The sequence below is a fragment of the Pseudomonas sp. R37(2017) genome (assembly GCF_002113375.1).
Classification (GTDB): Bacteria; Pseudomonadota; Gammaproteobacteria; order Pseudomonadales; family Pseudomonadaceae; genus Aquipseudomonas.
The window spans coordinates 69,808-87,505 of record NZ_NEHO01000019.1 but is presented as its reverse complement, the minus strand read 5'-3'; the positions used below and the strand labels follow the sequence as shown (position 1 = coordinate 87,505).

The following is a 17,698-nucleotide window of genomic DNA, read 5'->3' as shown; positions in this document are numbered from 1 at the left end:
TGCTCCGCCAGGAGGAAAGGCCTTGAAAGACCTACTGAATTTGCTGAAAAACCAGGGTCAAGTCGAAGAGTTCGACGCCATCCGTATCGGATTGGCATCGCCTGAGATGATCCGCTCGTGGTCGTTCGGTGAAGTAAAAAAGCCGGAAACCATCAACTACCGTACGTTCAAGCCTGAGCGTGACGGCCTGTTCTGCGCCAAGATCTTTGGCCCGGTAAAGGATTACGAGTGCCTGTGCGGTAAGTACAAGCGCTTGAAGCACCGCGGTGTGATCTGCGAGAAGTGCGGTGTTGAAGTTGCTCTGGCAAAAGTTCGTCGTGAGCGCATGGCGCACATCGAACTGGCTTCGCCTGTTGCCCACATCTGGTTCCTGAAATCGCTGCCGTCCCGTATCGGCTTGCTGATGGACATGACCCTGCGTGATATCGAGCGCGTTCTCTACTTTGAGAGCTACGTCGTTATCGATCCAGGCATGACCACCCTTGAAAAAGGTCAGCTGCTGAACGATGAGCAGTACTTCGAAGCGCTGGAAGAGTTCGGTGACGATTTCGATGCCCGCATGGGTGCCGAAGCTGTCCGCGAACTGCTGCACGCTATCGACCTGGAACACGAGATTGGTCGTCTGCGTGAAGAAATTCCGCAAACCAACTCCGAAACCAAGATCAAGAAGCTGTCCAAGCGTCTGAAGTTGATGGAAGCCTTCCAGGGCTCCGGCAACCTGCCAGAGTGGATGGTGCTGACCGTTCTGCCGGTTCTGCCGCCAGATCTGCGTCCACTGGTCCCGCTGGACGGCGGTCGTTTCGCGACTTCCGACCTCAACGATCTGTATCGTCGAGTGATCAACCGTAACAACCGTTTGAAGCGCCTGCTGGACCTGTCCGCTCCGGACATCATCGTGCGCAACGAAAAGCGTATGTTGCAGGAAGCTGTCGACGCATTGCTCGACAACGGTCGTCGTGGCCGCGCTATCACCGGTTCGAACAAACGTCCTCTGAAATCCCTGGCTGACATGATCAAGGGTAAGCAGGGTCGTTTCCGTCAGAACTTGCTCGGTAAGCGTGTTGACTACTCCGGTCGTTCGGTAATTACCGTAGGTCCGACCCTGCGTCTGCACCAGTGCGGTCTGCCGAAGAAAATGGCTCTCGAGCTGTTCAAGCCGTTCATTTTCGGCAAGCTGGAAATGCGTGGTCTGGCGACCACCATCAAGGCTGCCAAGAAGATGGTCGAGCGCGAGCTGCCGGAAGTTTGGGACGTTCTCGCCGAAGTGATTCGCGAACACCCGGTTCTTCTCAACCGTGCACCGACCCTTCACCGTCTGGGTATCCAGGCGTTTGAACCGGTACTGATCGAAGGTAAGGCTATCCAGCTGCACCCTCTGGTCTGCGCCGCGTACAACGCCGACTTCGACGGCGACCAAATGGCCGTGCACGTACCGCTGACGCTGGAAGCCCAGCTCGAAGCGCGTGCGTTGATGATGTCGACCAACAACATTCTGTCGCCAGCCAACGGTGAGCCAATCATCGTTCCGTCGCAGGACGTTGTATTGGGTCTGTACTACATGACTCGTGAAGCGATCAACGCCAAGGGCGAAGGTCGTGTGTTCGCGGATCTGCAGGAAGTTGACCGTGTGTTCCGTGCCGGCGAAGCCGCACTGCACGCCAAGGTCAAGGTTCGGATCAACGAAACCGTCAACGACCGTGACGGCGGCAGCGTGACCAACACCCGTATCGTCGACACCACTGTCGGCCGTGCGCTGTTGTTCCAGGTTGTACCAAAAGGTCTGTCGTTCGACGTCGTCAACCTGCCGATGAAGAAAAAGGCAATCTCCAAGCTGATCAACCAGTGCTACCGCGTGGTTGGTCTGAAAGAGACCGTGATCTTCGCTGACCAGTTGATGTACACCGGTTTCGCTTACTCGACCATTTCCGGCGTTTCCATTGGTGTTAACGACTTCGTTATCCCTGATGAAAAAGCCCGCATCATCGGTACTGCTACCGACGAAGTGAAAGAGATCGAAAGTCAGTACGCCTCCGGCCTGGTTACCCAGGGCGAGAAGTACAACAAGGTAATCGACTTGTGGTCCAAGGCGAACGACGAAGTCTCCAAGGCGATGATGGCCAACCTCTCGAAAGAGAAGGTCGTCGACCGTCACGGTGAAACCGTCGACCAGGAATCCTTCAACTCGATGTACATGATGGCTGACTCGGGTGCGCGGGGTTCCGCAGCACAGATTCGTCAGCTGGCCGGTATGCGTGGTCTGATGGCCAAGCCGGACGGTTCCATCATTGAAACGCCGATCACCGCGAACTTCCGTGAAGGTTTGAGCGTACTCCAGTACTTCATTTCGACTCACGGTGCTCGTAAAGGTCTGGCGGATACCGCGTTGAAAACGGCGAACTCCGGTTACCTGACTCGTCGTCTGGTAGACGTGGCGCAGGATCTGGTTGTCACCGAGATCGATTGCGGCACCGAACATGGCCTGCTGATGACTCCGCACATTGAAGGCGGTGACGTTGTAGAGCCGTTGGGTGAGCGCGTATTGGGTCGTGTTATCGCCCGTGACGTATTCAAGCCAGGGACCGAGGACGTCATCGTTCCTGCCGGCACTCTGGTCGATGAGAAGTGGGTCGAGTTCATCGAGCTGAACAGCATCGATGAAGTGATCGTGCGTTCGCCGATCAGCTGCGAAACCCGCTATGGCATTTGCGCCAAGTGCTACGGCCGTGATCTGGCGCGTGGTCACCAGGTGAACATTGGTGAATCGGTTGGCGTTATCGCTGCCCAGTCCATCGGTGAGCCGGGTACCCAGCTGACGATGCGTACGTTCCACATCGGTGGTGCGGCAAGCCGGACCTCCGCAGCCGACAGCGTACAAGTGAAGAACGGCGGTACTGTCCGTCTGCACAACCTGAAGCACGTTGAGCGTGCGGATGGCCACCTGGTAGCAGTGTCCCGTTCCGGTGAGCTGGCTATCGCGGATGACTTCGGTCGTGAGCGCGAGCGTTACAAGCTGCCATACGGTGCTGTTATTTCGGTTAAAGAAGGTGACAAGGTCGACGCTGGCGCAATCGTGGCCAAGTGGGACCCGCACACTCACCCGATCGTTACCGAAATGAAAGGTACCGTGACCTACGTGGGCATGGAAGAAGGCATCACGATCAAGCGTCAAACAGACGAATTGACCGGTATGACCAACATTGAAGTACTTGATCCAAAGGATCGTCCAGCTGCTGGCAAGGATATCCGTCCTGCCGTGAAGATGGTCGACGACAACGGCAAGGATCTGTTGCTGCCAGGCACTGACGTTATCGCTCAGTACTTCCTGCCGGCCAACGCCCTGGTCGGTGTAGCGGACGGTGCGAAGATCGCGATCGGTGACGTTATCGCTCGTATCCCGCAAGAGACTTCCAAGACCCGTGACATCACCGGTGGTCTGCCGCGTGTTGCCGACTTGTTCGAAGCCCGTCGTCCGAAAGAAGCTTCGATTCTGGCTGAAGTCAGCGGCACCATCGCGTTCGGTAAAGAGACCAAGGGCAAGCGCCGTCTGGTTATCACCCCGAACGACGGTAGCGATCCGTATGAAGAGCTGATTCCGAAGTGGCGTCACCTGAACGTGTTCGAAGGCGAACAGGTAAACCGCGGCGAAGTTATCTCCGACGGTCCAAGCGATCCACACGACATCCTGCGTCTGCTGGGTGTGAGTGCGCTGGCCAAGTACATCGTGAACGAGATCCAGGACGTTTACCGTCTGCAGGGCGTGAAGATCAACGACAAGCACATCGAGACCATCCTGCGTCAGATGCTGCGTAAAGTTGAGATCTCCGAGTCCGGCGATTCCAGCTTCATCAAGGGCGACCAGATGGAACTGACTCACGTACTGGTCGAGAACGAGAAGCTGGCTACGGAAGACAAGTTTGTCGCCAAGTTCACCCGAGTTCTGCTGGGTATCACCAAGGCGTCGTTGTCCACCGAATCGTTCATCTCGGCGGCTTCCTTCCAGGAAACCACTCGCGTTCTGACCGAAGCGGCGGTAACCGGCAAGCGCGACTACCTGCGCGGCCTGAAAGAAAACGTGGTCGTGGGTCGTCTGATCCCGGCTGGTACCGGCCTGGCCTATCACAGCGAGCGTAAGCGTCGCCGTGATGCAGACAAGCCGTTGCGCGTAAGCGCCAGTGAAGTGGAAGCTGCACTGACCGAAGCGCTGAACTCGAGCGGTAACTGAGTTCTGCGGTAAATGAGTGTAAGGCCCTGGTCGCCCCGTTCATCGAATCGAGACAAATTGTCGAGGTTGGATGGGTGGGGAGGGCGGGGCCTTGCCTTGACTGGGGACAGGATCCTCTTTAGACTCTTGTACCCCTAAATTTGGCAGGGATTCATTCCTGCCATTTTGCTTTTCTTGCAAGACAATAGCGTCGCAAGACAACAGTGGAGCTAGTAGATGGCAACTATCAACCAGCTGGTACGTCAGCCGCGTAAGCGTATCGTCGAGAAATCCGACGTGCCTGCGCTGCAGAACTGCCCGCAACGTCGTGGCGTGTGCACCCGTGTGTACACCACCACGCCGAAAAAACCTAACTCGGCACTGCGTAAAGTATGCCGTGTGCGTCTGACCAACGGTTTCGAGGTTTCCTCGTACATCGGTGGTGAAGGCCACAACCTGCAAGAGCACAGCGTGGTACTGATCCGCGGCGGTCGTGTAAAAGACTTGCCAGGTGTTCGTTACCACACCGTTCGCGGCTCCTTGGATACTTCCGGCGTTAAAGGTCGTAACCAGGGTCGTTCGAAGTACGGTACCAAGCGTCCGAAGTAATCGGTTGCTTTGCAGATTTTCATTTTATTGAGTCGATAAGAGTAAGGTCGGGCACGCACCCACAGGGTCTGTCCCGAACTAACCTGAAGACCGTTTGAGGGCTTATCAATGCCAAGACGTCGCGTAGCAGCAAAGCGTGAGATTCTGGACGATCCGAAATACGGAAGCCAAATCCTCGCCAAATTCATGAACCACGTTATGGAAAGCGGCAAGAAGGCCGTTGCCGAGCGTATCGTTTATGGTGCCCTGGAAACCGTTGCGGCTCGCAAGACCGGCACCGATCCCCTGGAACTCTTCGAAAAAGCACTCGACGCCATCGCTCCGCTGGTCGAAGTGAAGTCGCGCCGCGTTGGTGGTGCTACTTACCAGGTTCCGGTCGAGGTTCGTCCGTCCCGTCGTAACGCTCTGGCAATGCGCTGGTTGGTAGACTTCGCCCGTAAGCGTGGCGAGAAGTCTATGGCTCTGCGTTTGGCTGGCGAACTGTTGGACGCTGCCGAAGGTAAAGGTGCTGCAGTTAAGAAGCGTGAAGACGTGCACCGTATGGCTGAAGCCAACAAAGCTTTCTCGCACTACCGCTTCTAATTTTAGCTTCACTAATTTTGCGAGGGCTTTATGGCTCGTACTACTCCGATTAGCCGCTACCGTAACATTGGTATCGTCGCTCACGTGGATGCTGGTAAAACCACCACCACCGAGCGCGTCCTTTTTTACACGGGCAAAAGTCACAAAATGGGCGAGGTGCATGACGGCGCCGCGACCACAGACTGGATGGTGCAGGAGCAGGAGCGTGGTATTACCATTACTTCTGCTGCCATCACCGCCTTCTGGAAAGGTTCCGAGAAGCAGTACCCGCACGAGCATCGCTTCAACGTTATCGATACCCCGGGCCACGTAGACTTCACCATTGAAGTAGAGCGTTCCCTGCGCGTACTCGACGGCGCTGTCGTTGTGTTCTGTGGTACTTCGGGTGTTGAGCCTCAGTCGGAAACCGTATGGCGTCAAGCCAACAAGTACGGTGTTCCACGTCTTGTTTATGTGAACAAGATGGACCGTGCTGGCGCCAACTTCCTGCGCGTGATCGGTCAGATCAAGCAGCGTCTGGGTCACACTCCGGTGCCGATCCAGCTGGCTATCGGTTCGGAAGACAACTTCCAGGGTCAGATCGATCTGATCAACATGCAGGCTGTCTACTGGAACGACTCTGACAAGGGTATGGTTCCTGTTCGCAAGGAAATCCCTGCGGATATGCTCGAGCTGGCTACTGAGTGGCGCAGCAACATGGTAGAAGCTGCGGCTGAAGCCAGTGAAGAGCTGATGAACAAGTACCTGGAAGGTGAAGAGCTGTCGATCGAAGAGATCAAGGCTGCTCTGCGTCAGCGTACTATTGCTGGCGAAATCGTTCTGGCCGTTTGCGGTTCTTCCTTCAAGAACAAGGGTGTTCCCCTGGTTCTCGACGCCGTTATCGACTTCCTGCCTGCTCCAACCGACATTCCTGCTATCAAGGGCTCCAACCCTGATAACGAGGAAGAGGAAATGGAGCGTCATGCAAGCGACGAAGAGCCGTTCGCAGCTCTGGCGTTCAAGATCGCTACTGACCCATTCGTGGGTACCTTGACCTTCGTCCGTGTTTACTCGGGCGTGTTGAACTCCGGTGACGGCGTGATCAACTCGGTTAAGGGCAAGAAAGAGCGCGTGGGTCGTATGGTGCAAATGCACGCAAACGCCCGTGAAGAGATCAAGGAAGTGCGCGCTGGTGACATCGCGGCCCTGATCGGCATGAAGGACGTCACCACTGGTGAGACTTTGTGCAACGCCGATTCGCCAATCATCCTGGTTCGCATGGACTTCCCGGAGCCGGTTATTTCGGTTGCGGTAGAGCCGAAGACCAAGGATGACCAGGAAAAAATGGGTATCGCTCTGGGCAAGCTTGCTCAGGAAGACCCGTCTTTCCGCGTCAAGACTGATGAAGAGACTGGTCAAACGATCATCTCTGGTATGGGTGAGTTGCACCTGGACATCCTGGTTGACCGGATGCGCCGTGAGTTCAACGTTGAAGCCAACATCGGTAAGCCTCAAGTTTCGTACCGTGAGCGCATCACGAAGAACTGCGAAATCGAAGGCAAGTTCGTTCGCCAGTCCGGTGGTCGTGGCCAGTTCGGTCATTGCTGGATTCGTTTTGCTCCTGCTGACGAAGGTCAGGAAGGTCTGCAATTCTTGAACGAAGTGGTAGGTGGTGTGGTTCCTAAGGAATACATCCCGGCTATCCAGAAGGGTATCGAAGAGCAGATGAAGAACGGCGTAGTTGCCGGTTATCCGCTGATCGGCCTGAAGGCTACCGTGTTTGATGGTTCTTACCACGACGTCGACTCGAACGAGATGGCGTTTAAGGTGGCTGCTTCCATGGCGACCAAGCAACTGGCCCAGAAGGGCGGTGGTGAGTTGCTCGAGCCGATCATGGCGGTAGAGGTTGTTACGCCTGAAGACTATATGGGTGATGTTATGGGTGACCTTAACCGTCGCCGTGGCATGATTCAGGGTATGGAAGACACGGTCTCCGGCAAGGTAATTCGCGCCGAAGTTCCGCTGGGTGAGATGTTCGGTTATGCGACCGACGTTCGCTCCATGTCCCAGGGTCGCGCAAGCTACTCTATGGAATTCAAAAAGTACGATACAGCTCCGTCGCATATCGTCGAAACTGTAACCAAAAAACAAGGCTGATTCAGTCCTTTAGGCAAGGAGTTAATTGTCGTGGCTAAAGAAAAATTTGATCGTTCCCTACCGCACGTCAACGTTGGCACCATCGGTCACGTTGACCACGGTAAAACCACTCTGACCGCTGCTCTGACTCGCGTTTGCTCCGAAGTTTTCGGTTCCGCAGTCGTTGAGTTCGACAAGATCGACAGCGCGCCGGAAGAGAAGGCTCGTGGTATCACCATCAACACCGCGCACGTCGAGTACAACTCGAACATTCGTCACTACGCTCACGTTGACTGCCCAGGTCACGCTGACTACGTGAAGAACATGATCACTGGTGCTGCCCAGATGGACGGCGCGATCCTGGTTTGCTCGGCCGCTGATGGTCCGATGCCACAAACCCGTGAGCACATCCTGCTGTCCCGTCAGGTAGGCGTTCCGTACATCGTGGTTTTCCTGAACAAGGCTGACCTGGTAGACGACGCTGAGCTGCTGGAACTGGTAGAGATGGAAGTGCGCGACCTGCTGAGCACTTACGACTTCCCAGGTGATGACACTCCAATCATCATCGGCTCCGCTCGTATGGCGCTGGAAGGCAAAGACGACAACGAAATGGGCACTACCGCTGTCAAGAAGCTGGTAGAGACTCTGGACAGCTACATCCCAGAGCCAGAGCGTGCTATCGACAAGCCGTTCCTGATGCCAATCGAAGACGTATTCTCGATCTCCGGTCGTGGTACCGTTGTGACTGGTCGTATCGAGCGCGGTATCGTTCGCGTACAAGACGCACTGGAAATCGTTGGTCTGCGTGACACCACCACCACCACCTGCACCGGTGTTGAGATGTTCCGCAAGCTGCTCGACGAAGGTCGTGCTGGCGAGAACTGCGGCGTTCTGCTGCGTGGTACCAAGCGTGACGACGTTGAGCGTGGCCAGGTTCTGGTTAAGCCGGGTTCGGTTAAGCCGCACACCAAGTTCACCGCAGAAGTTTACGTTCTGAGCAAGGAAGAAGGCGGTCGTCACACTCCGTTCTTCAAGGGCTACCGTCCACAGTTCTACTTCCGTACTACTGACGTGACCGGTAACTGCGAACTGCCAGAAGGCGTTGAAATGGTAATGCCAGGTGACAACATTCAGATGACTGTTACCCTGATCAAAACCATCGCAATGGAAGACGGTCTGCGTTTCGCAATCCGCGAAGGCGGCCGTACCGTTGGTGCTGGCGTAGTAGCCAAAATCATCGAGTAATCTCTTTTTGAGATGGCTTTGATGCTTTGAAAAAGCCCCCGCTCAGCGGGGGCTTTTTTATTGGGTTGACACCTATGTGGGGCGTCTATAGAATTGCGCCTCCTTTTAACGGGCGTATTGCGCCCGGTGGGAATAGCAGCCGGAGTCTGAAATCCAATGCAAAATCAGCAAATCCGTATCAGGTTGAAGGCTTTCGACCATCGCCTGATCGACCAATCAACCCAGGAAATCGTGGAAACCGCGAAACGTACTGGTGCTCAAGTGCGTGGTCCTATTCCACTGCCTACCCGTAAAGAGCGGTTCACCGTTCTGGTTTCTCCGCACGTCAACAAAGACGCGCGTGACCAGTACGAGATCCGTACTCATAAGCGTGTTCTGGACATCGTCCAGCCAACGGATAAAACCGTTGACGCTCTTATGAAGCTTGATCTTGCGGCCGGTGTGGAAGTGCAGATCAGCCTCGGCTAAGACTCGGTCTTGGTCGTGTAACGCTCTGAAATGGGCGGCCATAGCGGGTGAAAGCCCCGTACACTCATGAGGTTTACAACATGACTATTGGTGTAGTCGGTCGTAAATGCGGTATGACCCGTATTTTCACCGAAGAAGGTGTCTCCATTCCGGTCACGGTCATTGAGATCGAGCCGAATCGCGTCACCCAGTTCAAAACTGAAGAGACCGATGGCTATCGTGCAGTGCAAGTCACTGTCGGCGAGCGTCGTGCTTCGCGTGTAACAGCAGCTCAGGCTGGCCACTTCGCCAAGGCGAACGTTGCTGCCGGTCGTACCGTAATGGAATTCCGCCTTGAAGAAGGCGAGTACCAGGCCGGCGATCTGATCAAAGCTGAACTCTTCGCCGCTGGCCAACTGGTTGATGTAACCGGTCAGTCCAAAGGTAAGGGCTTCCAGGGTACGATCAAGCGTTGGAACTTCCGCGGGCAAGATAACACCCACGGTAACTCCGTATCCCACCGCGTTCCAGGCTCTATCGGCCAGTGCCAGACTCCTGGTCGTGTATTCAAGGGCAAAAAAATGTCCGGTCATATGGGCGCTGAGCGCGTGACCGTGCAGTCCCTCGAAGTAGTGCGCGTGGACGCTGAACGCAATCTGTTGTTGGTCAAGGGCGCTGTTCCTGGCGCTACTGGCGGCAACGTGGTTGTACGTCCAGCAGCCAAGGCTCGCGGTTAAGGGGAAGCTGACATGCAATTAAACGTAAATGACGCTCAAGCGATCGAAGTTTCCGAACTGACATTTGGCGGCGAATTCAACGAGACGCTGGTTCACCAAGCAGTCGTGGCCTACATGGCTGGCGGTCGTCAGGGTTCCAAGCAGCAAAAGACCCGTTCCGACGTTCGTGGTGGCGGCAAGCGCCCATGGCGTCAGAAAGGTACTGGCCGTGCTCGTGCCGGTACTATCCGTAGCCCAATCTGGCGTGGCGGCGGTACCACTTTCGCAGCTCGTCCACAGGATCACTCCCAGAAGCTGAACAAGAAGATGTATCGCGCAGCAATGCGTTCCATCCTTGCTGAGCTGGTGCGTACTGATCGTCTGGTCGTGGTTCAGGATTTCGCCGTTGAAACGCCGAAAACCAAAGACCTGCTGGGCAAACTGAACAACATGAGCCTGACCGACGTTCTGATCGTGTCGGATGCTGTTGATCAGAACCTGTACCTGGCTGCTCGTAACCTGCCACACGTGGATGTACGTGATGTGCAAGGTTCCGATCCAGTTAGTCTGATCGCATACGACAAGGTGTTGATCACCGTGTCGGCCGTGAAGAAATTCGAGGAGCTGCTGGGATGAACCAGGAACGCGTATTTAAAGTTCTGCTTGGCCCGCACGTTTCCGAGAAGGCTACGGTTCTGGCAGACAAGAAAGGCCAGTTCGTTTTCAAGGTTGCTACTGACGCAACCAAGCTGGAAATCAAGAAGGCCGTCGAAAGCCTGTTCAGCGTGAAAGTAGAGCGCGTAACTACCCTGAATGTTCTGGGTAAGAGCAAGCGCACTGCTCGCGGTCTGGGCAAGCGTAATGACTGGAAGAAGGCAGTTATCTCCCTTCAGCCAGGCCAAGATCTCGATTTCAGCAGCAGTGCTGAGTAAGGAAGGGGTGCATCATGGCAATCGTTAAATGCAAACCGACTTCCCCTGGCCGCCGTTTTGTGGTCAAGGTGGTCAACCAGGAGCTGCATAAAGGCGCTCCTCACGCACCGCTGATCGAGAAGAAATCGAAGTCTGGTGGTCGTAACAACAATGGCCGCATCACTACTCGTCACGTTGGTGGTGGTCATAAGCAGCATTACCGTCTGGTCGACTTCCGTCGCAACGACAAAGATGGCATCTCCGCCACTGTCGAGCGTATCGAATACGATCCAAACCGTACCGCTCACATCGCACTGCTGTGCTATGCAGACGGCGAGCGCCGCTACATCATCGCCCCTAAAGGCGTGAGTGCTGGCGACCAGCTGATCGCAGGCGCTCTGGCTCCAATCAAGCCGGGCAACTCCCTGCAACTGCGTAACATTCCAGTTGGTAGCACCGTACACGGCATCGAGTTGAAGCCAGGTAAAGGTGCTCAGATCGCTCGTTCCGCTGGTGCTTCGGCTCAGCTGATCGCTCGTGAAGGTGTCTACGTGACCCTGCGTCTGCGTTCTGGTGAGATGCGTAAAGTGCTGGCTGAGTGCCGTGCGACCCTGGGCGAAGTCTCGAACTCCGAGCACAGCCTGCGTTCGCTGGGTAAAGCTGGTGCCAAGCGCTGGCGTGGCGTTCGCCCAACCGTTCGTGGTGTTGCCATGAACCCGGTTGACCACCCACATGGTGGTGGTGAAGGTCGTACCTCCGGTGGTCGTCATCCGGTATCGCCATGGGGCTTCCCGACTAAGGGCGCGAAGACTCGTGGTAATAAGCGTACCGACAAAATGATCGTCCGTCGTCGCAAGTAAATAGAGGGATACGACAGTGCCACGTTCTCTGAAAAAAGGTCCTTTTATCGATCTTCACCTACTGAAGAAGATCGAAGTGGCGGCGGAAAAGAACGATCGCAAACCAGTGAAAACCTGGTCGCGTCGTTCGATGATCCTGCCACAAATGGTCGGTTTGACCATCGCAGTACATAACGGTCGTCAGCACGTCCCAGTTCTCGTGAACGAAGACATGGTCGGCCACAAACTGGGCGAGTTCGCCGGTACCCGTAACTATCGCGGGCACGTGGCTGACAAGAAAGCCAAGCGTTAAGGGGTTAGGAAATGGAAGTAGCCGCTAAGTTGTCGGGCGCTCGAATCTCCGCCCAGAAAGCCCGCTTGGTCGCCGACCAGATCCGCGGGAAGAAGGTGGGCGAAGCGCTCAACCTGTTGGCTTTCAGCAGTAAGAAAGCCGCCGAGATCATGAAGAAAGTGCTGGAGTCGGCCGTAGCCAACGCCGAGCATAACGAAGGCGCAGACGTTGATGACCTGAAGGTCAGCACTGTTTTCGTCAACGAAGGGCGTTCGCTGAAGCGCATCATGCCGCGTGCCAAAGGCCGTGCTGATCGCATCGTCAAGCGGTCTTGCCATATCACTGTCAAGGTTGCTGACAAGTAACGGAGTCGAAGAGATGGGTCAGAAAGTACATCCCATTGGCATTCGCCTGGGAATCGTCAAGGAGCACACCTCCGTCTGGTACGCAGACGGTCGGACTTATGCGGACTATTTGCTCGCAGATCTGAATGTGCGTGAGTATCTCCAAGACAAACTAAAAAGCGCGTCCGTAAGCCGTATCGATATCCATCGTCCGGCCCAAACTGCACGCATCACCATCCACACCGCTCGTCCAGGTATCGTTATCGGGAAGAAAGGTGAAGATGTTGAAAAACTGCGTCAGGACCTGACCAAGCAAATGGGTGTGCCTGTGCACATCAATATCGAAGAGATCCGCAAGCCGGAGCTCGACGGTATGCTGGTTGCGCAGAGCGTAGCTCAGCAGCTGGAGCGTCGCGTAATGTTCCGTCGCGCTATGAAGCGCGCTGTACAGAACGCAATGCGCATTGGTGCCAAGGGCATCAAAATCCAAGTGAGCGGTCGTCTCGGCGGTGCTGAAATCGCACGTACTGAATGGTATCGCGAAGGTCGTGTGCCACTGCACACCCTGCGTGCCGACATCGACTATGCCAACTACGAAGCTCACACCACTTACGGTGTGATCGGTGTAAAGGTTTGGATCTTCAAAGGCGAAGTGATTGGTGGTCGCCAGGAAGAGCTGAAGCCGCAAGCACCAGCGCCTCGTAAAAAAGCTGCCAAGTAAGGGGTACGCCAAATGTTGCAACCAAAGCGTACGAAGTTCCGCAAGCAGATGACCGGCCACAACCGTGGTCTGGCACTGCGCGGTAGCAAAGTCAGCTTCGGCGAGTTCGCGCTGAAGTCTGTTGCTCGTGGTCGTCTCACCGCTCGTCAGATCGAGTCAGCGCGTCGTGCTCTGACCCGTCACGTAAAACGTGGCGGCAAGATCTGGATCCGTGTATTCCCGGACAAGCCTATTTCCAAGAAGCCACTCGAAGTTCGGATGGGTAAAGGTAAGGGTAACGTCGAATACTGGGTTGCCCAGATTCAGCCAGGCAAAGTCCTGTATGAAATCGAGGGTGTTTCTGAAGAGCTGGCGCGTGAGGCTTTCGCCCTGGCTGCTGCAAAGCTGCCGCTCGCCACCTCCTTTGTTAAACGGACGGTGATGTGATGAAAGCGAATGAACTTCGTGAAAAATCCGCACAGCAGCTGAACGAGCAACTGCTCGGCTTGCTGCGCGACCAGTTCAATCTGCGTATGCAGAAAGCAACTGGCCAGTTGGGGCAGTCTCATCTGCTCTCGCAAGTTAAGCGTGACATCGCTCGCGTGAAGACTGTGCTCAACCAGCAGGCAGGTAAGTGATCATGGCTGAAGCCGAAAAGACTGTCCGTACGCTGACTGGCCGTGTTGTCAGCGACAAGATGGACAAAACCATCACCGTTCTGATCGAGCGTCGCGTTAAGCACCCGATCTACGGTAAATACGTTAAGCGTTCGACTAAGCTGCACGCGCACGACGAAACCAATCAGTGCCACATCGGCGACAAAGTCACTATTCGTGAAACTCGTCCTTTGGCCAAGACCAAGTCTTGGGCGCTGGTTGATGTTCTCGAACGCGCTGTGGAAGTCTAAGGACTAGGGGTCGGAGAAATTATATGATTCAGACTCAATCCATGCTCGATGTGGCCGATAACAGCGGCGCTCGCCGCGTTATGTGCATCAAGGTGCTGGGTGGCTCCCATCGTCGTTACGCTGGTATCGGTGACATCATCAAAGTTACCGTCAAGGAAGCAATTCCTCGCGGTAAGGTGAAAAAAGGCCAAGTGATGACTGCTGTTGTAGTCCGCACTCGTCACGGCGTACGTCGTGCTGATGGCTCCATTATCCGCTTTGATGGCAACGCTGCTGTTCTGTTGAACAACAAGCAAGAGCCGATCGGCACCCGTATCTTTGGGCCAGTGACCCGTGAGCTTCGTACTGAGAAGTTCATGAAGATCGTCTCGCTCGCCCCAGAAGTGCTGTAAGGAGATCCGACATGCAAAAGATTCGTCGTGACGACGAGATCATCGTGATCGCCGGCAAAGACAAAGGTAAGCGCGGTAAGGTGCTGAAGGTTCTTGCTGACAACCGTCTGGTTGTTGGTGGTCTGAACCTGGTCAAGCGTCATACCAAGCCTAACCCGATGTCGGGCGTACAGGGCGGTATCGTCGAGAAAGAAGCGCCACTGCACGCTTCCAACGTCGCCATCTTCAACGGCGAAACCAACAAGGCTGACCGCGTTGGTTTCAAAGTAGAAGACGGTAAGAAAATTCGTGTCTTCAAGTCGACCCAAAAAGCGGTTGATGCTTGAACACTGCTAGGTAGAAGACCATGGCACGACTAAAAGAGATTTACCGGAAGGAAATCGCTCCGAAACTTAAGGAAGAACTTAAGCTTTCGAACGTGATGGAAGTTCCGCGCGTTACCAAAATCACCCTGAACATGGGTCTGGGCGAAGCGATCGGCGACAAGAAAGTCATCGAGCACGCTGTTGCTGACCTGGAAAAGATCACCGGCCAGAAAGTCGTTGTGACCTACGCTCGCAAATCCATCGCTGGCTTCAAAGTCCGTGAAGGTTGGCCGATCGGCGTCAAAGTGACTCTGCGCCGTGAGCGTATGTACGAGTTCCTGGATCGTCTGCTGTCGATCTCCCTGCCTCGGGTTCGCGACTTCCGCGGCCTGAATGCCAAGTCCTTCGATGGTCGTGGCAACTACAGCATGGGCGTGAAAGAGCAGATCATCTTCCCGGAAATCGACTACGACAAGATCGATGCTCTCCGCGGTCTGGACATCACCCTGACCACCACTGCCAAGAACGATGATGAAGGCCGCGCTCTGCTGCGTGCGTTCAAATTCCCGTTCCGCAACTGATTGGAGTAGGACCATGGCCAAGATGAGCATGAAAAACCGCGAGCTGAAGCGTCAGCTCACGGTTGCCAAGTACGCCAAAAAGCGTGCAGCACTGAAAGCTATCATCGTTGATCTGAACGCAAGTCCAGAAGCGCGTTGGGAAGCGACAGTAGCCCTGCAGAAGCAGCCACGTGATGCAAGCGCTTCGCGCATGCGTAACCGCTGCCGCCTGACCGGTCGTCCACACGGCGTTTACCGCAAGTTCGGCCTCGGCCGTAACAAGCTGCGTGAAGCTGCCATGCGTGGTGACGTACCTGGTCTGGTTAAAGCCAGCTGGTAAGTACTGTCAAAGTCTCGGTGTCCAGGATCGCAAGATCCTGACCACCGGTGGCCTTGAATCTGGATCAAGCCCCTTTTGGGGCTTGATTCATTTCTGGCGTGTGTCTAGAATACCCGGCTCGCCTGAGCCCGTGTTTTTCATGCCCGGAGATTCTCGGCGACACCAATAGCCGCAAGGCTAATTTTTTTGTATTAGGAGCGTCTAGCCCATGAGTATGCAGGACCCGTTAGCGGACATGCTAACTCGTATCCGTAATGCCCAGATGGCTGAAAAGTCCGTCGTAAGCATGCCGTCTTCCACGTTGAAGGTAGCTGTTGCCAAAGTCCTGAAGGACGAAGGTTACATTGCGGGTTATCAGATCAGCAGCGAAATCAAACCTCTGCTGTCCATCGAGCTGAAGTACTTCGAAGGCCGTCCGGTTATCGAAGAAGTGAAGCGCGTTAGCCGTCCAGGCCTGCGTCAGTACAAGTCCGTCGATGATCTGCCAAAAGTTCGTGGCGGTCTCGGTGTGTCTATCGTCTCCACCAACAAGGGTGTGATGACTGATCGTGCTGCGCGCGCTGCCGGTGTCGGCGGCGAAGTTCTTTGCACTGTGTTCTAAGGGGGGATAAGCATGTCTCGCGTCGCTAAGAACCCCGTTAAGCTGCCAGCCGGTGTCGAAGTAAAATTCGCAGGCCAACAGCTTTCGGTGAAGGGTGCCAAGGGCACTCTCGAACTGAACGTCCACTCGTCCGTTGAGATCGTTGAAGAAGCTGGTGAGCTGCGTTTCGCTGCTCGCAACGGCGATCAACAGACTCGCGCGATGGCTGGTACCACTCGTGCGTTGGTAAACAACATGGTCCAGGGCGTAAGCCAAGGCTTCGAGCGCAAGCTCCAGCTGGTCGGTGTTGGTTACAAGGCGCAAGCAAAGGGCACAGTGCTGAACCTGGCTCTTGGCTTCTCGCACCCAGTGGATTACGAACTGCCGGAAGGCATCACCGCTGAGACTCCTAGCCAGACCGATATCCTGATCAAGGGCATCGACAAGCAGCTGGTAGGTCAAGTGGCCGCCGAGATCCGCGACTTCCGTCCACCAGAGCCGTACAAAGGCAAAGGTGTGCGCTACGCGGACGAAGTCGTCCGTCGTAAAGAAGCCAAGAAGAAGTAGGGCATAGCAAATGACCGACAAAAAAGTTACTCGACTGCGTCGCGCTCGCAAAGCACGCCTGAAAATGCACGAACTCGAAGTCGTGCGTCTCTGCGTGTTCCGCTCTTCGCAGCACATCTACGCCCAGGTCATTTCGGCCGACGGCAACAAAGTCCTGGCAAGCGCCTCGACTTTGGATAAAGAACTGCGTGATGGTGCCACCGGCAACATCGACGCGGCCACTAAGGTTGGCCAGCTGGTCGCTACGCGTGCTAAAGCCGCTGGCGTCTCGCAGGTGGCTTTCGACCGCTCTGGCTTCAAGTACCACGGCCGCGTCAAGGCGCTGGCTGATGCTGCTCGTGAAGCTGGGCTGGAGTTCTAAGTTATGTCAAATAACGACCAAAAGCGCGACGAAGGCTACATCGAGAAGCTGGTTCAAGTTAACCGCGTAGCCAAAACCGTTAAAGGCGGCCGTATCTTCACTTTCACCGCGTTGACCGTGGTTGGTGACGGTAAGGGCCGTGTTGGCTTCGGCCGTGGCAAGTCGCGTGAAGTGCCTGCTGCGATCCAGAAGGCAATGGAAGCTGCTCGCCGCAACATGATTCAGGTTGATCTGAACGGCACCACTCTGCAATACGCAATGAAGTCCGCTCACGGCGCTTCGAAGGTGTACATGCAGCCTGCTTCTGAAGGTACCGGTATCATCGCTGGCGGCGCTATGCGTGCTGTCCTCGAAGTTGCTGGCGTTCAGAACGTTCTGGCCAAGTGCTACGGCTCGACTAACCCGGTAAACGTGGTTCACGCCACTTTCAAGGGTTTGAAAGCAATGCAGTCTCCTGAATCCATTGCTGCCAAGCGTGGCAAAAGCGTCAAGGAGATCTGCTGATCATGGCTACCGTCAAAGTTACGCTGATCAAAAGCATGACCGGCCGTATCCCTAACCACAAACTGTGCGTTAAGGGTCTGGGTCTGCGTCGCATCGGTCACACTGTAGAAGTCCAGGATACTCCCGAGAATCGCGGGATGATCAACAAGGCTTACTACATGCTGCGTGTCGAGGGTTAATC

25 protein-coding genes are annotated in these 17,698 nt (G+C 55.3%); all 25 read left to right on the top strand.

What is annotated here, in order from left to right:
* Positions 1-22: 22 nt before the first annotated feature.
* The 25 genes from rpoC to rpmD all read left to right on the top strand — a co-directional run bounded on the left by rpoC (position 23) and on the right by rpmD (position 17,696).
* Positions 23-4,222: a DNA-directed RNA polymerase subunit beta' gene (gene rpoC / locus CAG47_RS23885; RefSeq protein WP_085728006.1), complete on the top strand. Its 4,200-nt coding sequence runs from the start codon at positions 23-25 to the stop codon at positions 4,220-4,222.
* Between the two features lie 216 nt (positions 4,223-4,438).
* Positions 4,439-4,810 carry a 30S ribosomal protein S12 gene (gene rpsL, locus CAG47_RS23880; protein ID WP_003186084.1) on the top strand — a complete coding sequence of 124 codons (372 nt, stop codon included), beginning with the start codon at positions 4,439-4,441 and terminating at the stop codon, positions 4,808-4,810.
* A gap of 108 nt (positions 4,811-4,918) precedes the next feature.
* Positions 4,919-5,392, top strand: coding sequence for a 30S ribosomal protein S7 (rpsG, locus tag CAG47_RS23875; RefSeq protein WP_007957592.1), 474 nt, complete (start codon positions 4,919-4,921; stop codon positions 5,390-5,392).
* A 30-nt stretch (positions 5,393-5,422) separates the two neighbouring features.
* Positions 5,423-7,528: an elongation factor G gene (fusA, locus tag CAG47_RS23870; protein ID WP_085728004.1), complete on the top strand. Its 2,106-nt coding sequence runs from the start codon at positions 5,423-5,425 to the stop codon at positions 7,526-7,528.
* A 30-nt stretch (positions 7,529-7,558) separates the two neighbouring features.
* The gene (gene tuf / locus CAG47_RS23865) at positions 7,559-8,752 is read left to right on the top strand and encodes an elongation factor Tu (protein WP_010220303.1); all 1,194 of its coding nucleotides are present in this window, start codon (positions 7,559-7,561) and stop codon (positions 8,750-8,752) included.
* Between the two features lie 156 nt (positions 8,753-8,908).
* Positions 8,909-9,220 carry a 30S ribosomal protein S10 gene (gene rpsJ / locus CAG47_RS23860; protein ID WP_003186070.1) on the top strand — a complete coding sequence of 104 codons (312 nt, stop codon included), beginning with the start codon at positions 8,909-8,911 and terminating at the stop codon, positions 9,218-9,220.
* 80 nt (positions 9,221-9,300) lie between these two features.
* On the top strand, positions 9,301-9,936 hold the full coding sequence (gene rplC, locus CAG47_RS23855) for a 50S ribosomal protein L3 (RefSeq protein ID WP_085728002.1): 636 nt from the start codon (positions 9,301-9,303) through the stop codon (positions 9,934-9,936).
* A gap of 12 nt (positions 9,937-9,948) precedes the next feature.
* Positions 9,949-10,551: a 50S ribosomal protein L4 gene (gene rplD, locus CAG47_RS23850; protein WP_003228735.1), complete on the top strand. Its 603-nt coding sequence runs from the start codon at positions 9,949-9,951 to the stop codon at positions 10,549-10,551.
* Entirely contained in the window at positions 10,548-10,847 is a 300-nt protein-coding gene (gene rplW, locus CAG47_RS23845) for a 50S ribosomal protein L23 (protein WP_002555488.1), read from the top strand. The genes rplD and rplW overlap by 4 nt, the downstream gene beginning before the upstream one ends.
* Positions 10,848-10,861: 14 nt before the next feature.
* Complete coding sequence (rplB, locus tag CAG47_RS23840; RefSeq protein ID WP_085728000.1) at positions 10,862-11,686, top strand: 50S ribosomal protein L2; 825 nt, start codon at positions 10,862-10,864, stop codon at positions 11,684-11,686.
* A gap of 16 nt (positions 11,687-11,702) precedes the next feature.
* Positions 11,703-11,978, top strand: a complete 276-nt coding sequence (gene rpsS, locus CAG47_RS23835; protein WP_085585806.1) for a 30S ribosomal protein S19 — start codon at positions 11,703-11,705, stop codon at positions 11,976-11,978.
* A gap of 11 nt (positions 11,979-11,989) precedes the next feature.
* A complete protein-coding gene (gene rplV / locus CAG47_RS23830) occupies positions 11,990-12,322 on the top strand; it encodes a 50S ribosomal protein L22 (RefSeq protein WP_003103908.1) in 333 nt (110 codons plus the stop codon).
* Between the two features lie 13 nt (positions 12,323-12,335).
* A complete protein-coding gene (rpsC, locus tag CAG47_RS23825; RefSeq protein ID WP_007970424.1) occupies positions 12,336-13,022 on the top strand; it encodes a 30S ribosomal protein S3 in 687 nt (228 codons plus the stop codon).
* A gap of 12 nt (positions 13,023-13,034) precedes the next feature.
* Positions 13,035-13,448: a 50S ribosomal protein L16 gene (rplP, locus tag CAG47_RS23820; protein WP_003228729.1), complete on the top strand. Its 414-nt coding sequence runs from the start codon at positions 13,035-13,037 to the stop codon at positions 13,446-13,448.
* Positions 13,448-13,639: a 50S ribosomal protein L29 gene (gene rpmC, locus CAG47_RS23815; RefSeq protein ID WP_002555481.1), complete on the top strand. Its 192-nt coding sequence runs from the start codon at positions 13,448-13,450 to the stop codon at positions 13,637-13,639. The genes rplP and rpmC overlap by 1 nt, the downstream gene beginning before the upstream one ends.
* A 2-nt stretch (positions 13,640-13,641) precedes the next feature.
* Positions 13,642-13,908, top strand: a complete 267-nt coding sequence (gene rpsQ / locus CAG47_RS23810) for a 30S ribosomal protein S17 (RefSeq protein ID WP_003176419.1) — start codon at positions 13,642-13,644, stop codon at positions 13,906-13,908.
* Between the two features lie 23 nt (positions 13,909-13,931).
* Complete coding sequence (gene rplN, locus CAG47_RS23805) at positions 13,932-14,300, top strand: 50S ribosomal protein L14 (RefSeq protein ID WP_002555479.1); 369 nt, start codon at positions 13,932-13,934, stop codon at positions 14,298-14,300.
* Positions 14,301-14,311: 11 nt separating this feature from the next.
* Positions 14,312-14,626, top strand: a complete 315-nt coding sequence (gene rplX / locus CAG47_RS23800; protein ID WP_003186046.1) for a 50S ribosomal protein L24 — start codon at positions 14,312-14,314, stop codon at positions 14,624-14,626.
* 20 nt (positions 14,627-14,646) lie between these two features.
* Positions 14,647-15,186: a 50S ribosomal protein L5 gene (gene rplE / locus CAG47_RS23795; RefSeq protein WP_003210069.1), complete on the top strand. Its 540-nt coding sequence runs from the start codon at positions 14,647-14,649 to the stop codon at positions 15,184-15,186.
* Between the two features lie 13 nt (positions 15,187-15,199).
* Positions 15,200-15,505, top strand: coding sequence for a 30S ribosomal protein S14 (gene rpsN, locus CAG47_RS23790; protein WP_003176414.1), 306 nt, complete (start codon positions 15,200-15,202; stop codon positions 15,503-15,505).
* A gap of 208 nt (positions 15,506-15,713) precedes the next feature.
* Positions 15,714-16,106 carry a 30S ribosomal protein S8 gene (rpsH, locus tag CAG47_RS23785; RefSeq protein WP_003186040.1) on the top strand — a complete coding sequence of 131 codons (393 nt, stop codon included), beginning with the start codon at positions 15,714-15,716 and terminating at the stop codon, positions 16,104-16,106.
* A 12-nt stretch (positions 16,107-16,118) separates the two neighbouring features.
* The gene (rplF, locus tag CAG47_RS23780; protein ID WP_025129400.1) at positions 16,119-16,652 is read left to right on the top strand and encodes a 50S ribosomal protein L6; all 534 of its coding nucleotides are present in this window, start codon (positions 16,119-16,121) and stop codon (positions 16,650-16,652) included.
* A gap of 10 nt (positions 16,653-16,662) precedes the next feature.
* Positions 16,663-17,013 carry a 50S ribosomal protein L18 gene (gene rplR / locus CAG47_RS23775; protein WP_003186037.1) on the top strand — a complete coding sequence of 117 codons (351 nt, stop codon included), beginning with the start codon at positions 16,663-16,665 and terminating at the stop codon, positions 17,011-17,013.
* A 3-nt stretch (positions 17,014-17,016) separates the two neighbouring features.
* A complete protein-coding gene (gene rpsE, locus CAG47_RS23770) occupies positions 17,017-17,517 on the top strand; it encodes a 30S ribosomal protein S5 (protein ID WP_085727998.1) in 501 nt (166 codons plus the stop codon).
* A 2-nt stretch (positions 17,518-17,519) separates the two neighbouring features.
* Positions 17,520-17,696 carry a 50S ribosomal protein L30 gene (gene rpmD / locus CAG47_RS23765; protein ID WP_003176408.1) on the top strand — a complete coding sequence of 59 codons (177 nt, stop codon included), beginning with the start codon at positions 17,520-17,522 and terminating at the stop codon, positions 17,694-17,696.
* Positions 17,697-17,698 lie beyond the last annotated feature (2 nt).

What these genes read in the sequence shown, in the direction of transcription:
- rpsL (WP_003186084.1), top strand. Translation starts at nt 4,439, where the DNA reads ATGGCAACTATCAACCAGCTGGTACGTCAGCCGCGTAAGCGTATCGTC.
- rpsG (WP_007957592.1), top strand. Translation starts at nt 4,919, where the DNA reads ATGCCAAGACGTCGCGTAGCAGCAAAGCGTGAGATTCTGGACGATCCG.
- fusA (WP_085728004.1), top strand. Translation starts at nt 5,423, where the DNA reads ATGGCTCGTACTACTCCGATTAGCCGCTACCGTAACATTGGTATCGTC.
- rpsJ (WP_003186070.1), top strand. Translation starts at nt 8,909, where the DNA reads ATGCAAAATCAGCAAATCCGTATCAGGTTGAAGGCTTTCGACCATCGC.
- rplC (WP_085728002.1), top strand. Translation starts at nt 9,301, where the DNA reads ATGACTATTGGTGTAGTCGGTCGTAAATGCGGTATGACCCGTATTTTC.
- rplD (WP_003228735.1), top strand. Translation starts at nt 9,949, where the DNA reads ATGCAATTAAACGTAAATGACGCTCAAGCGATCGAAGTTTCCGAACTG.
- rplW (WP_002555488.1), top strand. Translation starts at nt 10,548, where the DNA reads ATGAACCAGGAACGCGTATTTAAAGTTCTGCTTGGCCCGCACGTTTCC.
- rplB (WP_085728000.1), top strand. Translation starts at nt 10,862, where the DNA reads ATGGCAATCGTTAAATGCAAACCGACTTCCCCTGGCCGCCGTTTTGTG.
- rplV (WP_003103908.1), top strand. Translation starts at nt 11,990, where the DNA reads ATGGAAGTAGCCGCTAAGTTGTCGGGCGCTCGAATCTCCGCCCAGAAA.
- rpsC (WP_007970424.1), top strand. Translation starts at nt 12,336, where the DNA reads ATGGGTCAGAAAGTACATCCCATTGGCATTCGCCTGGGAATCGTCAAG.
- rplP (WP_003228729.1), top strand. Translation starts at nt 13,035, where the DNA reads ATGTTGCAACCAAAGCGTACGAAGTTCCGCAAGCAGATGACCGGCCAC.
- rpmC (WP_002555481.1), top strand. Translation starts at nt 13,448, where the DNA reads ATGAAAGCGAATGAACTTCGTGAAAAATCCGCACAGCAGCTGAACGAG.
- rpsQ (WP_003176419.1), top strand. Translation starts at nt 13,642, where the DNA reads ATGGCTGAAGCCGAAAAGACTGTCCGTACGCTGACTGGCCGTGTTGTC.
- rplN (WP_002555479.1), top strand. Translation starts at nt 13,932, where the DNA reads ATGATTCAGACTCAATCCATGCTCGATGTGGCCGATAACAGCGGCGCT.
- rplX (WP_003186046.1), top strand. Translation starts at nt 14,312, where the DNA reads ATGCAAAAGATTCGTCGTGACGACGAGATCATCGTGATCGCCGGCAAA.
- rplE (WP_003210069.1), top strand. Translation starts at nt 14,647, where the DNA reads ATGGCACGACTAAAAGAGATTTACCGGAAGGAAATCGCTCCGAAACTT.
- rpsN (WP_003176414.1), top strand. Translation starts at nt 15,200, where the DNA reads ATGGCCAAGATGAGCATGAAAAACCGCGAGCTGAAGCGTCAGCTCACG.
- rpsH (WP_003186040.1), top strand. Translation starts at nt 15,714, where the DNA reads ATGAGTATGCAGGACCCGTTAGCGGACATGCTAACTCGTATCCGTAAT.
- rplF (WP_025129400.1), top strand. Translation starts at nt 16,119, where the DNA reads ATGTCTCGCGTCGCTAAGAACCCCGTTAAGCTGCCAGCCGGTGTCGAA.
- rplR (WP_003186037.1), top strand. Translation starts at nt 16,663, where the DNA reads ATGACCGACAAAAAAGTTACTCGACTGCGTCGCGCTCGCAAAGCACGC.
- rpsE (WP_085727998.1), top strand. Translation starts at nt 17,017, where the DNA reads ATGTCAAATAACGACCAAAAGCGCGACGAAGGCTACATCGAGAAGCTG.
- rpmD (WP_003176408.1), top strand. Translation starts at nt 17,520, where the DNA reads ATGGCTACCGTCAAAGTTACGCTGATCAAAAGCATGACCGGCCGTATC.